General features: G+C 45.7%; 14 protein-coding genes. 10 read left to right on the top strand and 4 right to left on the bottom strand.

The window, feature by feature from the left end:
• Positions 1-14: 14 nt before the first annotated feature.
• Positions 15-1586 carry an SH3 domain-containing C40 family peptidase gene (locus ACZ5V1_RS11045; RefSeq protein WP_464388883.1) on the top strand — a complete coding sequence of 524 codons (1572 nt, stop codon included), beginning with the start codon at positions 15-17 and terminating at the stop codon, positions 1584-1586.
• A 42-nt stretch (positions 1587-1628) separates the two neighbouring features.
• Here the strand turns inward: ACZ5V1_RS11045 and ACZ5V1_RS11040 are convergent, their stop codons facing one another.
• Positions 1629-2180, bottom strand: coding sequence for a class I SAM-dependent methyltransferase (locus ACZ5V1_RS11040; protein WP_464388882.1), 552 nt, complete (start codon positions 2178-2180; stop codon positions 1629-1631).
• Between the two features lie 783 nt (positions 2181-2963).
• On the opposite strand from ACZ5V1_RS11040, the gene mtaB reads away from it, so the two are divergent.
• From mtaB to recJ, 7 genes are all read left to right on the top strand, one after another.
• Entirely contained in the window at positions 2964-4262 is a 1299-nt protein-coding gene (gene mtaB, locus ACZ5V1_RS11035; RefSeq protein ID WP_464388881.1) for a tRNA (N(6)-L-threonylcarbamoyladenosine(37)-C(2))-methylthiotransferase MtaB, read from the top strand.
• A gap of 264 nt (positions 4263-4526) precedes the next feature.
• Positions 4527-5408: a YicC/YloC family endoribonuclease gene (locus ACZ5V1_RS11030; RefSeq protein WP_464388880.1), complete on the top strand. Its 882-nt coding sequence runs from the start codon at positions 4527-4529 to the stop codon at positions 5406-5408.
• Positions 5409-5411: 3 nt separating this feature from the next.
• Positions 5412-5666 (top strand): DUF370 domain-containing protein, encoded by a 255-nt coding sequence (locus ACZ5V1_RS11025; RefSeq protein WP_019999788.1) that lies wholly within the window; start codon positions 5412-5414, stop codon positions 5664-5666.
• Positions 5666-6325 (top strand): guanylate kinase, encoded by a 660-nt coding sequence (gmk, locus tag ACZ5V1_RS11020; RefSeq protein WP_464388879.1) that lies wholly within the window; start codon positions 5666-5668, stop codon positions 6323-6325. The genes ACZ5V1_RS11025 and gmk overlap by 1 nt, the downstream gene beginning before the upstream one ends.
• A gap of 1 nt (position 6326) precedes the next feature.
• Positions 6327-7022: an orotidine-5'-phosphate decarboxylase gene (pyrF, locus tag ACZ5V1_RS11015; protein WP_464388878.1), complete on the top strand. Its 696-nt coding sequence runs from the start codon at positions 6327-6329 to the stop codon at positions 7020-7022.
• A 49-nt stretch (positions 7023-7071) separates the two neighbouring features.
• Positions 7072-8001: a tetratricopeptide repeat protein gene (locus tag ACZ5V1_RS11010; protein ID WP_464391623.1), complete on the top strand. Its 930-nt coding sequence runs from the start codon at positions 7072-7074 to the stop codon at positions 7999-8001.
• 104 nt (positions 8002-8105) lie between these two features.
• Entirely contained in the window at positions 8106-9815 is a 1710-nt protein-coding gene (gene recJ, locus ACZ5V1_RS11005) for a single-stranded-DNA-specific exonuclease RecJ (protein ID WP_464388877.1), read from the top strand.
• 113 nt (positions 9816-9928) lie between these two features.
• Here the strand turns inward: recJ and ACZ5V1_RS11000 are convergent, their stop codons facing one another.
• Positions 9929-10228, bottom strand: coding sequence for a TIGR03905 family TSCPD domain-containing protein (locus ACZ5V1_RS11000; RefSeq protein WP_160716384.1), 300 nt, complete (start codon positions 10226-10228; stop codon positions 9929-9931).
• Between the two features lie 109 nt (positions 10229-10337).
• Between ACZ5V1_RS11000 and ACZ5V1_RS10995 the strand changes: the two genes are divergently transcribed.
• Positions 10338-11261, top strand: a complete 924-nt coding sequence (locus tag ACZ5V1_RS10995; protein ID WP_464388876.1) for a Smr/MutS family protein — start codon at positions 10338-10340, stop codon at positions 11259-11261.
• A 147-nt stretch (positions 11262-11408) separates the two neighbouring features.
• On the opposite strand, the gene ACZ5V1_RS10990 is transcribed toward ACZ5V1_RS10995, so the two are convergent.
• The gene (locus tag ACZ5V1_RS10990; protein WP_464388875.1) at positions 11409-13025 is read right to left on the bottom strand and encodes a diguanylate cyclase domain-containing protein; all 1617 of its coding nucleotides are present in this window, start codon (positions 13023-13025) and stop codon (positions 11409-11411) included.
• A 116-nt stretch (positions 13026-13141) separates the two neighbouring features.
• On the bottom strand, positions 13142-13609 hold the full coding sequence (locus ACZ5V1_RS10985) for a hypothetical protein (protein ID WP_464388874.1): 468 nt from the start codon (positions 13607-13609) through the stop codon (positions 13142-13144).
• 118 nt (positions 13610-13727) lie between these two features.
• Between ACZ5V1_RS10985 and ACZ5V1_RS10980 the strand changes: the two genes are divergently transcribed.
• Positions 13728-14306 carry a tetratricopeptide repeat protein gene (locus tag ACZ5V1_RS10980; RefSeq protein ID WP_464388873.1) on the top strand — a complete coding sequence of 193 codons (579 nt, stop codon included), beginning with the start codon at positions 13728-13730 and terminating at the stop codon, positions 14304-14306.
• Positions 14307-14544 lie beyond the last annotated feature (238 nt).

The following is a 14544-nucleotide window of genomic DNA, read 5'->3' as shown; positions in this document are numbered from 1 at the left end:
AAAGGGTGTGATACGTGGCCGAATTAGTGCGGAATTCGCAACGGTGTCATCATAGCATCAGGCTGGCGTTTGCCTTGGCTGTGCTTGTGACTCTGTGCATGAGCGTTGCCTCGTGCCGGAATGTCGGAAGATATCCGGTGTGGGAATACAATCAGCAAAATGCCGTTGCAGACTTAGAAAATTTGTCACAAAACCCTTCAGATTATTTAAAGCATGATGCGCACACGCCAGTTATGACGGCAGCAGAACAGGCTGTGCAGTTTGCAGCGCTTAAAGTGTATCACTTTTCACCGTGGCGGCAGTCAAAGCCGACCCATACTAGAGAAGATGCTTTTTGGGGAACAACAGCTTACCCGCATACTTTAGGTTATGCGGAGAATCTGCTTCCGTGGACAAAGTCTGCCATGTCTAAACTTGTGGCAAAGCAGTCTATGGGGACATATCCCAGCATGGCAAAACACGCGATTACAGTTCGTAGCTCTTCGTTGCGCGTGCTTCCTACTAGCAAGCCATATTTTTTCAATCCGGCTCTTCCCGGTGAAGGGTATCCGTTTGATTATTTCCAAAACTCCAGTGTTCATGCCGGAACACCGATTTTTATTTCTCATTCTTCAGTTTCAGGGAAGTGGCTTTTTGCAGAAACTGCATATGCAAGTGGCTGGATTCTTGCCAACGACGTTGCCTATGTAACAAGTGAACAAGAGCAGATGGTAATGTCTGGAACATTGCACGCAATTATGCGTGATGATGTAGCGCTCAAAACCTCGAAAGGTACTTATCTGTCTACAGGATTTGTCGGAGCTATCTTCCCTAGAGTAAAAGGGATGAAAGCCACGAAGGCGCCTGTTATGTTGTCTAAAGTGGTTCAGGCCGCTAAAGCAAAAAGGGTAAATGCTAGAAAAGGTTTGTTTGAAGCAATGACAGGTCTTAAATGCAACGATGCAAAGTTTAATGCTTTGAAATCAAAATATCGCGTCGTTCAACCTAAGTCATACGTATACCTGCTTGTTCCAGCGCGTAAAACGAATGGGCAGGCAGAATTTTTCAAAGTTCCAGTCTGGACAAAACAGGTGGCGGAAATTCCGGCACCAATGACGCCTAGAGCAATGGCTGAGCTGGCTCAGCATGTTATCGGACAACGATACGGCTGGGGCGGATTACATTTAGATAGAGACTGTTCTTCCGCAGTGCGTGATCTTTTTATCGCATTCGGAGTATGGTTGCCGCGAAATTCCAGCACTCAGGCTGATACAGGCAAACAAGTTATTTCGTTGAAAGGCTTAACTGCCAGCGACAAGCAAGATTTGATTGTTGAAAATGGAATTCCGTTTTTCTCTCTTATCGGTATGTATGGACATATCGGCCTTTATTTAGGGTATGAACCGATCACTAAGATGCCGATTATGTTGCACGACATTTGGGGTGTTCGCACGTTTAATGCGGATAGGGAAAGCAGAGCGATTATTGGTCGTATCTGTATTACCACCCTGAGGCCGGGTGAAGAGAGGCGGGATGTTAAGAAAGACTATTTCTATAGCAGAATTATGAAGCTCCAAGTCAAACCCGGAGCATGGAAACGAAAATAAAAAAGAAGCCCCTGAGAGAACACAAACTCAGGGGCTATTTTTTTAGCAGCTATACTTCGATCGGTGCGACGATCTTATTTCTGCTGTTTCGGTTAAGACTGGAACAGGTTGCCTACACTGGTAGAGAAAGGCAGGAGGAAAATTGTTCCAGACAATCCTGGAGGTATCTACATTGCAAAAAGATTGTGCCAGCTGTTTGCGAAAAGCTGCGAATGATGGAAGCACCGCGCCGCAAACATAGGCGTAGGTAATAAATATGCCATTGGGCTTTAGGCTTGTTCGTATGGCCTGTGTAAGCTCACTTTGTTGTTCAGAAGAAAAAGACGCCCAAGGTAATGATGAAATAATAACATCCGCTTTGTTAACGGATTTTTGTCGTAAGATATTAGGAAGGTTCTCCGCACCATCAAGCACAAAGTGTGTGTGAGAATATTGAGCTACAAGTGTTTTATAGAGATGCGGGTTTTTTTCGATGGAAATAAAGGTGGCACCATCTTTCAATGATCGAATCAGATGTTTTGAAATACATCCTGTGCCAGCACCAAGCTCTACCACCACATCGGCGTTAGGTAGCCATTCACTGCTTGCAATCATTTTACAAAGGCTCGGACTGCTGGAACAGACAGTGCCTGTTGAAAAAGGGTCGCGTATGAATTCTCGAAACATGCTCCAACGGGATGAACGCATTCTGTATCCTTTGCTATTATGACTGGTTGGTTTCGCCTATATACTCAGGCGGGCAAGGTGTCTGTTTCAACAAGGGCTAATGCTTTTGCCATTCTTTTTTTGTGAACAGCTAGTGACGCAAGCCTCGCAAAGGTGACGCCCCTTGACCGTGAGTTATGCAACAACCGAGATGTCGTATGAGTAACAGCCGTGCGATCTGCACGGTGTTTGCTATGGTAACAGCAAAAGAAGTACCATTTAAATATTAATCCGATGCGCTCTGTCATCATTTATTGAATGTGTTGAAACAACAGCGGGTTGTATGACAGGATTTTTTTTTCGTTATTTTAAGACTCAATCCTATAGGTATGAGTGTGAAGATACTTGCACTGAAAGAGTGTAATTTCTTTACGCGACGTATAAAGATTATACGAGATTGAGCCCATAACATCTTGAAGTAAGATGCCCATCTCAAGCCTTTTTGAACAAGAAATTAAAAGAATTGCCAAAGGGAGTTCCTCCGCGAGTGCATAACAGTTCCTTGTCTTTCTAGAGCTAGAGCTATTTTCGAAGTATGCGAAATTACGCTAAAAGATAGTGTGGCGAATTGTGCTCGACCAACTAAGGTATTCCCCTTGCGTCTTACCGGTTGACACAGCGCGTTTTCCGGCTAGTCTGCACAAGGCGACATTACGCCGGAGCAGAATTTGAATGAGTGAATCATATACGTTTTATGCAGCGACGTTGGGCTGCAAGATTAACCAGTACGAAACACAAGCGTTACGCGAAGTGTGGGTTGCTCGCGGGTTCTCAGAATTGGACTCTGCGGGTGATGCTGATTTTATTCTCGTAAACTCGTGCGCTGTTACAGCTAAGGCTGTGAGTGACGTGCGTTCAACTGTACGCCAGTTGCACAGGGCAAACGAGGAAGCACAGATTGTTGTCACAGGCTGTGCTGCGCAGGTAATGGGCGATGAGCTTAAAGCTCTGCCGGGCGTTACCCGTATAGTTCCGCAGGATGCAAAGACTTCGTTGAAGACATGGCCGGAATTGAAAGAGGGCATGGCTGAGCCGGAAAATGTATTTCCTGACTTTGCGGTAACTAACTATAATCGTGCCCGTGCAGTTGTAAAAGTGCAGGACGGTTGTTCGCATCGGTGCACGTACTGTATCGTGCCACTTACCCGTGGACGTTCGCGTTCCCGCAGTGTGGCAGACATTATTACAGAAGCCCGTACGCTTCTCGAGTCAGGCTTCAGAGAGTTAATTCTTTCTGGTGTTAACTTGCGCCAGTTTGGACGCGATCTCGATGGCACACCGGATTTCTGGGATCTTATTGATGAGTTTGAACGTGCCCTTGGGAAAAAGTGGGGCGGGAAAGCTCGTTTTAGAATTTCATCGTTGGAACCGGGGCAGCTTGGCGCGAAGGCACTGGAAGTGCTCTCTCGCAGTACCATGGTTGCGCCTCAACTTCATATTTCGTTGCAGTCCGGTAGTGACTCTGTGCTGAAACGCATGGGACGTGGTCATTACAAGACGGCACCACTTTTGGATTTTCTAGATAAACTGCACGACGTGTGGCCTGTATACGGGCTTGGTGCAGATATTCTGATGGGCTTTCCGGGGGAAACAGAAGAAGAGTTTCAGGAAACCATGGCGTACATTACGGCTATGCCGCTTACCTACGCCCATGTGTTCCCGTACTCTATCCGTCCTGGAACTGCCGCTGCGACCATGTCTGATCAGCTCCCTAAACAGGTGAAGAAAGAACGCGCAAAAGCTGTGCGTGATTTAATCGCCGAAAAGCATCAGACATTTTTACAAAAGCTTATTGATGAGAAATTACCTCTGCATGTTGTTCTGCAATCTGTGGAAGAGAACAAGGGTGTTTCTCAATTTTATACAGAATGTTATTTTGATACCCTTCCGTTTGGTACTGGCTTGCGAGATATTTGTACCGGTACCGCCATAGAAATGAAAAAGAACGGCTTGCGGGTTAGCGTCGAATAAAAAGAAAAGCAGTTGGGGGTATCCTCAACTGCTTTTTTCTATTTTATTATTTTTCCACGCACTCATGCGGTTATTTGCCGAAAAGTGACAACTCTATGTTATAACATGGCTTGAATAAAGAATGGATGTAGAGTAGGAAGCGTGAAGTGTCGTAGCAAGCAACTTGTTGCGGCTATTCGCATATGCAGGAGGCAACTCTTGTAAGCAAAAAAACCTTATGCCCTGCAGTGTTAACGCAGGGCTTTGACATATAGAGAGGAACGTATGCTTAAAAGCATGACAGGATACGGTCGTTGCACTCACGAGGGCGACGGCTTCACCATGACTTGGGAAATCCGTAGCGTAAACAGCCGCCATCTTGATCTTAAATGGCGTCTTCCAATGCTGGCTCGCTCACTGGAAACCCGTTTTGAAAAGACTGTACGTAAATTCGGCCAGCGCGGCCGTGTAGAAATAACACTCAATTTGCAGATTCAGCGTGCTGAATTGCAGGCTGTAGCATTTAACACTGCTCAGGCTTCTGCAATGCTTGATGAACTTGCAAAATTTGCAGGCGAACGCGGTGACACTTTTGCACCGGATTATACTCGCATGCTTGGTATGTCTTTCCTGTGGGAAGACAGCAGTAATGAGCCGGAAAAAGAATTTGCTAATAAGCTTGTTGAAGGCCTTGAGCTCGCACTTACTGATTGGAACAAAGCACGCGCAACTGAAGCAGAAGCTCTTTCTGCAGACATGCTTGAGCGTACAGGACGTATGCGCGGTTGGGTTGCAACCATTAAAGAACGTTCACCGCAGATCAAAGAAGAACGCTTTGCTACACTGCGTGACCGCATTACCGAAGTGCTTGCCCGTGTTGAATCTGAACTGGAAGAACAACGTTTCTTACAGGAAATCACCGTACTGTCCGATAAGCTTGATGTGAGTGAAGAAATCACCCGCCTTAATGCCCATATTGAGCGCTTTGACGAGCTCATTAACGGCGGCGGCGAAGCTGGCAAACGCCTTGATTTTACCCTGCAGGAGTGCTTCCGCGAAGTGAACACCTGTGGCAACAAAATTCAAGATCAGCAGGTTGCCCGCCTCATCGTTGATTTCAAAAACGAACTCGAAAAATGCCGGGAACAGGTACAGAATCTGGAGTAGCATATGAAAAGCAGCAAGCTGCTTAACATTGGCTTTGGTAATTATGTCGTGCACCACCGTGTTGTAAGCATTGTGACGCCCACGTCTTCCCCTATGCGTCGCGTTAGGGAAGATGCGCGAAATGAAGGGCGGCTCGTGGATGCAACTCAGGGAAGAAAAACGCGATCAATAATTATCACAGATTCTAATCACGTTATTTTGTCTGCTATTCAGGCAGAAACTATTAGTCAGCGTTTCCTACAGGAGGATAACGACTAATGACTCTTGATATTTCCGGTAAGGCCACTAGAGATTTTGATGTTATTGGCCGCCGAGGAATCGTTCTTGTTTTATGCGCACCTTCCGGCACTGGTAAAACTACTTTGTCAAAGCGCCTACTCAAGGAATTTCCTCGATTTTCGTTTTCTATTTCATACACAACCCGTCAGCCACGTGAAGGCGAAGTGCACGGCAAAGACTACTACTTCATCTCTGAAGAAGAGTTTTGCGAAAAACGTGATGCTGGTTACTTTGCAGAATGGGCTGAAGTGCATGGCAAGTTCTACGGCACGCCTAAAGAGGCTACGCTGGACATGCTGCAACAGGGTAACGATATTATTTTTGATATAGATGTGCAGGGAGCCAGCCAGCTTTACGGTAACTTAAAGCAGGGTTGTTATGTGTTTCTCCTACCACCTTCCCGTGATGAACTTGAAAAGCGTTTACGTGGTCGTGGAACAGACGACGAACAAACCATTATGAACCGTATTGCGAACGCTCAAAAAGAGCTGGAGCAGGCGCATTGGTTTAACGCTTGGATTGTTAATGACAATCTGGATAAAGCTTACGATCAGCTTCGCAGTGCATATATTGCTGCGACTCTGTCTCCGCAAAGCTCTCCGGATCTTGTAAGTTACATTATGGAAGATTGGAGTTAGCATGGCGAACCTTGTAATTGCGCTTGATTATCCGGACAAGGCAGGAGCCATGGCTATGGCCAGAATGCTCAAAGGTGCTGATGTTTGGGTAAAAGTGGGGCTGGAACTCTTTACAGCCGCAGGTCCTGAGATTATTGGTGAATTAAAGCAGATGGGACTCAAAGTCTTTCTTGATATGAAATTCTTTGATATTCCAAACACAGTTCAGGGTGCGGTACGTTCAAGCGTACGTCACGGCGTGGACATGGTAAATATTCATCTGATGGGCGGAGAGCGTATGGCGCGTGCTGCTGTTGCAGGACTTGCCGAAGGTTCCGTAGATTCTGGAGTCTCACCAATTTTACTTGGTGTTACAGTGCTTACCTCCATGTCTCAGGAAGATTTACCTAAAGGGATGACAACATCACTGGAAGATACTGTTCTTTCATTTGCCACCTCCGGTAAGGAGTGGGGCATTCATGGTGTTGTGTGTTCCGGCTTTGAAGTTGATACAATCAAAAAATCTTGCGGGAACGATTTCCTCTGTTTGACTCCGGGCATTCGCCCTGTTTCTCTTGGTGATGACCAGAGACGTACTATGACTCCGGCACAGGCTGTGAAAGCCGGATCAGATTATCTGGTTGTAGGACGTCCCGTAACTGGCGCTGACTCTCCGTTGCATGCTGCACAGGAGATTTTGGAGGCCATGAAGATATAAACCACTAGTTGCTGCTGGATTTGAGGAGGTTGAAGTGGGATTACAAGAAATGGCTTCTCCGGAAGATAGAGAGCCTATTAAAGGCATCTTTTCTACACAGGAAGTAAAGCAGGTTGATACCGGTACTGGCATTCGTAAGTCCGTGCAGAAAACTTTCTGGTTTGTAGAAGAGTTGGATGGAAAAATCGAAGTTCAACCTCTTAACGCAAACTATATCCCAGCCGGGAAAAAACGTTTTATTACCATTGAAGATGTCATTGGTCGTTTTCAGCCGGAACCTGAGTTTTATGTAACTACAGTGTTCCCGAAAATGCAGGAACTTGCTGATACTGTTGACCGTGCAGACGGCCATAGAGACAGCGGCGAGAATTTTACTGCAGAATTTGAATATGGCAATGCGCTTCAGGTAGACGAAGAAAACGTTCGCGCAAACTTCGGTCTTGGTCTTACCTATCTTGATCGTGGCGAAACCAGCAAAGCTAATAATATCTTTGAACGACTTGTTAAACTGGATGCTGCTTTTGAGAAAAAGCATAAGCATTTGTTTAACGAATTCGGTATTAATCTTCGCAAAAACAAAATGACAAAGCAGGCTCTTGAGTACTACGACAGAGCACTTGAATTGTCCGGTGGTGATGATCACCTGTTCTACAATATCGCCCGTGCTCACTTTGAAAAGAAAGACTACGCTCGGTGTGTAGATTTTCTTCTGAAGGCTATTAATATCAATCCAGATTTTGAAGTGGTTCTTAAGTTCTTTGCATGGCTTCTCGATAAAGGCCTTGTGCCGGAAGAGCGCCTCAGCGAAGTGCGCACTGTCGTACGTACCGCTGAGATAGCAGCCAAAAGAAAAGAAGAAGTTACGTCGGCTGTCGGTGACGGCATCCAGCTCGAGCAGAGTAAAGCAGATGAGGCCATCCCAGCAGTTGAAGATGTTTTTGCAGATGATGACGACGATGATCTGCTGCTACAGCAGTAGTCATTCGTTTTATAGTTAGTATTATATAGCAGGGGATTACATGTGTAATCCCCTGCTTTTACTGTTTTCGAACAGATAGTTTTTGTTACCGTACTGGAGTTGTTTTGGCTAAAAATTGGGTACAGCGAGAAGGCGATAGCTCACCTTCCGAGTTAGCTGGGTGGGCTGAAGAGCTCGAAATTTCAAAAACGCTTATTGATATCCTCTGGCTGCGCGGATTGCATACTCCGGAAGAGATGCAGCAGTATCTTTCCCCGGGGCTTAAATATCTTGAGCCGTTTAATAAGTGGCCAGGATTGGAAGAAAGCGCTGCTGTACTTGCCGAAGCATTACTTGCAGGCAAAAAAATGGCTGTGTGGGGCGATTATGATGTTGATGGCGTAACGTCTTCAGCAGTTGTAACCCAGCTTGTTATAGAACACGGTTTCGAGATCATACAGCATATTCCGAATCGTATGGAAGAGGGGTACGGCCTTAACGAGGCTTGGATTGAACGTCTGGCTGAAGACGGTGTGCAATTGCTGCTTACAGTCGACTGCGGCATTACAGACTTTGCTCCAATCGCAAAAGCTCGTGAGCTAGGCATGACTGTTGTTGTGTCAGATCATCACCTTCCTGCTGAAACGTTGCCGGATGCACATGCTGTTTGTAACCCGAAAGTCGGCGAATGCCCGTGCCCGCATCTTGCAGGTGTAGGCGTTGCATTTTTCTTGATGTGCGCGTTGAACGTTCGGCTTGCCGCATCTACCGGTAAGCGTGCAGACGTGAAAGAACTGCTCGACTTGGTTGCTCTTGGAACCATTGCAGACGTAGTTAGCCTTTCCGGTCAGAACAGGGTGCTTGTAAAAAACGGGCTTCTTAAGATCAAAGAGGCTAGTCGCCCCGGTATTGCCGCGCTTAAAGAAGTTTCAGGCTATGCCGCGGGGGGAACCGTAGAAGCAGGTCAGGTCGCATTTGGACTTGCACCGCGAATTAACGCCGCAGGTCGTATGGGTAAAGCAGATATTGCTCTTGAAATGCTGCTCACTGATGACTACGAACGTTCCCGTCAGCTTGCTCGTGAGCTGGATGTGATGAACGAAGAGCGCAAGAATGAAGAAGAGCGTATCCTTGATGCTGCAATGGAACAGGCAGCTTCACAGTCAGATAAGATGGGACTCGTTCTTTATGGTGAAGACTGGCACTCCGGTGTTATCGGCATTGTGGCTTCGCGTGTAGTAGAAAAATTTTATAAGCCTACGCTGATTTTATGCAGCGATGGCGAAAAAGTGAAAGGTTCAGGGCGTTCCATCAGCGAATTCCATCTGCATGCCGGCTTGGGAAGTTGTAAAGACTTGCTGCTTGGATACGGCGGACATAGGCTTGCTGCGGGGATGTCTTTGGAAAAAGAGAACCTCGAAGAATTACGTACTCGTTTTAATGATGTTGTTATTGAAGCCGTTGGTGATAAGCCGTTAACAGCGACGCTAAAATTTGATGCTCCAGTTGGATTTAATCTGGCAGCAGATTTTACGTTGTTGAAAGAGCTTGAATTGTTGCAACCGTTCGGCATGGGAAACAGCGAGCCAGTATTCAAGTCTCCTGTCCTGTTGCTTAAATCACGTCGCATCTTTGCGCGTAAGCATCTCAAGCTTGAGTTGCTCGATTTGGATTCAGGTATTACGCTACATGCCAAAGCATGGAGAATGGTAGACGATATTCCACCATCCATGGAGGGAAGAAAGCTTAGACTTGCCTACTCTCCACGTATTGACCGGTACAATGGCAGTGCCAGTGTTGATTTGAAAATAAAAGACTGGGAATTTTTGCCTTAGATGTAAAAATACCCTGACACTAAGTGTGTCAGGGTATTTTTTCGCATAAAGGAGCAAGTCCCGAATGCGTTCTGTATCCTAGCGCCCGTTACATTGTACGGGAGCATTAAAGACTAAGAGAACGGGTTGAATCCGTTGGCAGCTGGCTTCATTTCGTACTGAGCAGCATTGCCGTTCTGAATGTCTTCAAGCGCTTCTGCAAGTCTGTCAGGACAAGAAGTGTCTTTAGTGCCGCAAGGGGTACCTTTGAGGATCGGAATAACGTCGTCCACAGGTTTGCCTTCAAGCAATTTACTAATAGCGGAAAGGGAGCCTGGACAGCCTTTTACAAATTGTACATCGTGGATGACGCCATCAGTAACGTCGAACATGATCTGCTTAGCACAGACACCGGTTGGAACAAAAGAATACATGGGCAGCTCCTTATTTGTGCTCGACGGTTATAAGAGTACTGCAGCGCCCTTGTAAAGGGTGTTTTGCATTGGAATTTTTTTTGATAACGCGCAGTAAAGGAAAATCAGCATGGATAATAATCCTTTTAAGAATCTGAATAAAAAGAATTTTCCTGACCCGAATGCTCCTAAAACAAAACAACCTAAGCAGAAGAAAGCTTCTGGTTCGGATAAAGATTTATTTTCTACACCTGATGAAGATGATGACTTGTTTTCTCAGGCTATGGTGAGTGTATCCTCTCTTGGAGGCGGGCAGGGGAAAGTGAAAAAGCGTACCCATTCAGGTGATGCTTCTATGCGCATGGATGAAGTGAAAGGCTTTGAAAAAGTGTCGAAGAAAAAAGACAAGAAACAGGCTGCAAAAGAACGCTCCAAGCAGGCGGTCGGATCTGCAAAGCCTAAAGTAGAGATTCCTGAAGAAGATGCGTTCGCTGCTGCAATGATGGGCGTGAGCGGTCTGAGTACAAAAGGCAGGGAAGTTGTCCCTGATGCGAAAGCGGATGCAAAGAAGGGGTCTGCGACTGATGATTCGAAAAAAGCGTTGCAGGATTTATTAGAGAGCGAAATTGAATTTGTACTCGAATATACAGATGAGTATGTTCAGGGACACGTGCAGGGATTTGATCCTATTATGATGGGCAAATTGCGTGCAGGACAGTTTAGTCCAGAAGGGCATCTTGATATGCACGGTATGGTTGCGCCGGAAGCGCATGAGGCCATGGTGCATTTCCTTCGTGCTGCTTATAATAAAGGAAAGCATACCGTCTTATTGATCCCCGGCCGAGGCAAGAACTCTCCTGAAGGATACGCAGTACTTCGTGAGCGCATTCAGGAATGGCTGACAAGAGAGCCGTTCAAGCGTGTTGTACTAGCCTTTTGTACCGCACAGAATAAAGATGGCGGTGCAGGTGCGCTGTATGTCTTATTGAGAAAATTTAAGAAGAGTCGTGGCAAAATTCAGTGGCAGCGAAACGATGTGACAATCGATTATTAGAAGCGTTGCAAAGTGAAAGTGCGCTTAGTCTGGCGACGGCATTCACCATTGTTCACTTGGAACATGCACTGTCGTTTAGTTAGCAAATCAATCGCGCTTAGCTCTGATGGATATTGTTGTTCAAATCTGATGGATACCATCGTTTAATTAAGACGCTTGTTGTTCCATATCGATGGTCGGGTCCCATATTACATATGGGGTGTTGGGAGTGCGTTTGCACGCGTACATTGCATGGTCTGCTTTTGAAAGAAGCTCGTCCGCGCTTGTGGCGTGTTCAGGACACATGGCAACCCCCATTGCTGCGGTCATACTTGTTGTGGTTGCGTCGTTAAACTCCATTTGTCGAGCAATGTGGTAGGCAATGCGAAGAAGTGTTGTCTGTAAATCTTCCACAGAATGAATACCGCTTAGTAAAAGTAAAAATTCATCTCCGCCCGGGCGTGCCACAAGGTCAACTTCGCGCAATATGTGCTTAAGACGCTTTGCTACTTTTTTGAGTACTTCATCACCAAAGTCATGTCCTCGCGTATCGTTAATCTCCTTAAAGTCATTTAAATCGATAAAGACGACCGAGAACGGAACCTGACTGCGGTGTTGCAGTTCAATGGAATGGGAGAGTTGCATTTTGAATTGGCGGCGGTTTGCCACTCCTGTCAGTCCATCGTGCAGAGCCATATGCTGAATGCGGCGCTCTTGTTCTTTTTTGTCTGTAATATCTTCAAGAATAAGCACGTAACGGGCAAGAGCCTCATGTTCGACTACAGGGGAGATGGAAAGTGAAAGCCAACATTTTGTGTTGTCTTTGCGTATGGTGAAAATGTCATCACGCCATTCCGGTGTATTTGTCAGAGTCTTCCATGAAAAATGGGTGCTGTTAGACAGAGTTTCCAGAAAAGGAACTTGGTTTCCGTGCAATTCGTCTGCCGTGTATCCGGTGATTTGTGTGAACCTGGTATTCACATATTCAACGCATCCATCAATAGAAAGGATCGCTGTTCCGGCAGGGCTTTGTTCCAAGGCTTTTGAATATAGACGAATTTCATGTTGAGCTGCATGTAAGTCAGAGTAATCGCGAACAGCAATGATGACTGTGCGTTTTCCGGAAATAGATACAGACCGCATAGAAACAAGTGCGAAGAATTTTTTTCCGCTTTTGCGTTCGGAAACTGCCTGTAAGTTGTTTACCGGTTTTCCCGTAAGCAGGGCATTGGCAAACCGCTTGGCATCCTTCACATTCGCCCACGTAAAAATAGCACTGACTGTATTATTGTAAACATCCTGCCAGTTGTGATCCAGCAAATGCAAAAAACTTTCATTAACATCTGTGACAAGACCTGATTCCATATCAGCAAGCAGCATAGGGTCTGGTGTTGCATGAAATGTGGTTTCAAACTTACTTGTTTCTGGATGCGCATGGCATCGTTCCAGTCTTAAACCTTGTAGTTCTCGACGGGTAGCAAGTGATTTTCGTTCCACATCTACTAATCGCATACGCAACTGTAGAGTTTCTGCTTGGGCAGCAGAAAGTTCTTCAGACTTTGCCGTTGCAGTGTCGTGAAACTTGTCTTTCTGGCGGATGAGATAGTAGCTGAAAATGAAGATAATGCTGCCGGCCAGCAGCGGAAGGAAAAAGTGCGCAACAGAGTTGTCCGAGAACCATTGGTTAACGGCAAAGTGATATACTATCGCGCAGCAGGTTGCGATAATGAAAAAGAGAGCCGGTCTACTTTTCCCTACAAAAGTAGACGGCGAGATTCTGCCCATAATCGTGTATCCCCCCACCGATTATTTGGGTTATTTTTCTATCTTTACAAAAGGATAGCAGATTCTTCTAATGCGGGGAATAGGGATTAGCCTGATTATATATAATTTTGTAAAAATTATTGAGTCGGGTAGCGTGAGCTTGTTGTTCTTCCATGCAAATCACTAGAAATTGCGTGGATAAGAGAGAGCGGAACCTTGTAAAAAAAAGTTTCAGAAAAAAGTGTTCCGTCATCTTTTGCCCAGTTTGTACCTGTCAAAACATGTGCAAGTGCAGCTAGTTCTGCATCGTTTGCATGTGGGGTTCCTGTCCGTAAAGTTTTTTCCCGTACCAGAATCAGCAGGTCCTCTAGCAGACTAAAAATATCGTCTTCTTCAATTTCTTCTTTTTGTAAAATTGCTTGAAAATGCTGAACAAAGTATTTTTGTGAATGACAGAGTTGGGAGTATACCGCATGCTGTTCATCGATTGTTTCAAGTAGCATTGCACACCGTTCTGCATTTTCTTTTTGGCGTAAAAAGGGATAGGAACGAAGTTGATGCATGAGGGAATGGATCTTTGTGCGTGTCGCTGCAGACGAAAACATGATGACTCCTATATAAACTATTTGTTATAGATGTTCCGATAAATCGTACTGGAAAATGAGTCAATCTTTTCCTTAACTTTCCTATTTGTTGCGGTGCAAACCGCTAGGCATACTACATATGAAGCGTATTTTCTTTTTGTTACTGGTAACAGCTTTTGCACTCTCCGGCTGTTCTGGAGCAGCTGTAAAGCCCAAAGCGCCAGCTAATCCTACAGGGGTTTCTGGAAAGCTTAATCATGAGGCAGAGCTTGCATATGCAAAAGCCCATGTGTTGTGGAAAAATGGTGTGTGTGAGAACCCGGCAAAAGCAGCGGGGTTGTTGCGTGAGGCACTCCGGCTTGAACCGGAGTATGGCGAAGCATGGTTACGGCGTGGACGTTTGTTAATTCAATTCGCGGAATACGAGGCAGCAATTCAGGATCTTGATAAAGCTGTGCGGTATTATCCTGAAAGTGTTTCATATGCATATAGAGGATACGCAGAGTTTGGACTTGGTAACTATATGGGAGCCAAGAAGAACTATGAGGTTGCGTTGGACTTGGATGGCTCAAATGGCACAGCTTGGAATTTTTTCGGCGAGCTTCTTATATCGCAGCTGAAAGTTGATGAAGGGTGTGACGCTTTGGCAGAAGGTGCAGACCTTGGTTTTCCCGCTCCGTATGATGATGCACTTGTTAGCGGAGTATGTGTTCCATAGCTCCAAATGAATATGTTGTCGGACAGGCCCGTCCTTTAATTTGATGTGTCTTGCTATAGATTCTTCGGCGCAAGTCTCGATATAAGCGCCTTTCCCCGACATGTATTTTCGATCAATTCCTAACGGATGCCATTTGTAATAAATGAGCCCTCCGCAAAGGTGTCTCCCACACAGTTAAGCCAGTAAGGCTTTTTAGATTGCTATCACTATGAGCGTCTTCGGAAACGAAGGCGCTCTT

This window comes from Halodesulfovibrio oceani subsp. galateae (assembly GCF_055397225.1).
The sequence above is the reverse complement of the archived record's forward strand: the minus strand, read 5'-3'. Positions and strand labels throughout refer to the sequence as shown.

What these genes read in the sequence shown, in the direction of transcription:
- mtaB (WP_464388881.1), top strand. Translation starts at nt 2,964, where the DNA reads ATGAGTGAATCATATACGTTTTATGCAGCGACGTTGGGCTGCAAGATT.
- ACZ5V1_RS11000 (WP_160716384.1), bottom strand. Translation starts at nt 10,228, where the DNA reads ATGTATTCTTTTGTTCCAACCGGTGTCTGTGCTAAGCAGATCATGTTC.
- ACZ5V1_RS11010 (WP_464391623.1), top strand. Translation starts at nt 7,072, where the DNA reads ATGGCTTCTCCGGAAGATAGAGAGCCTATTAAAGGCATCTTTTCTACA.
- ACZ5V1_RS11025 (WP_019999788.1), top strand. Translation starts at nt 5,412, where the DNA reads ATGAAAAGCAGCAAGCTGCTTAACATTGGCTTTGGTAATTATGTCGTG.
- ACZ5V1_RS11030 (WP_464388880.1), top strand. Translation starts at nt 4,527, where the DNA reads ATGCTTAAAAGCATGACAGGATACGGTCGTTGCACTCACGAGGGCGAC.
- ACZ5V1_RS10990 (WP_464388875.1), bottom strand. Translation starts at nt 13,025, where the DNA reads ATGGGCAGAATCTCGCCGTCTACTTTTGTAGGGAAAAGTAGACCGGCT.
- gmk (WP_464388879.1), top strand. Translation starts at nt 5,666, where the DNA reads ATGACTCTTGATATTTCCGGTAAGGCCACTAGAGATTTTGATGTTATT.
- ACZ5V1_RS11040 (WP_464388882.1), bottom strand. Translation starts at nt 2,180, where the DNA reads ATGATTGCAAGCAGTGAATGGCTACCTAACGCCGATGTGGTGGTAGAG.
- ACZ5V1_RS10995 (WP_464388876.1), top strand. Translation starts at nt 10,338, where the DNA reads ATGGATAATAATCCTTTTAAGAATCTGAATAAAAAGAATTTTCCTGAC.
- ACZ5V1_RS10980 (WP_464388873.1), top strand. Translation starts at nt 13,728, where the DNA reads ATGAAGCGTATTTTCTTTTTGTTACTGGTAACAGCTTTTGCACTCTCC.
- pyrF (WP_464388878.1), top strand. Translation starts at nt 6,327, where the DNA reads ATGGCGAACCTTGTAATTGCGCTTGATTATCCGGACAAGGCAGGAGCC.
- ACZ5V1_RS10985 (WP_464388874.1), bottom strand. Translation starts at nt 13,609, where the DNA reads ATGTTTTCGTCTGCAGCGACACGCACAAAGATCCATTCCCTCATGCAT.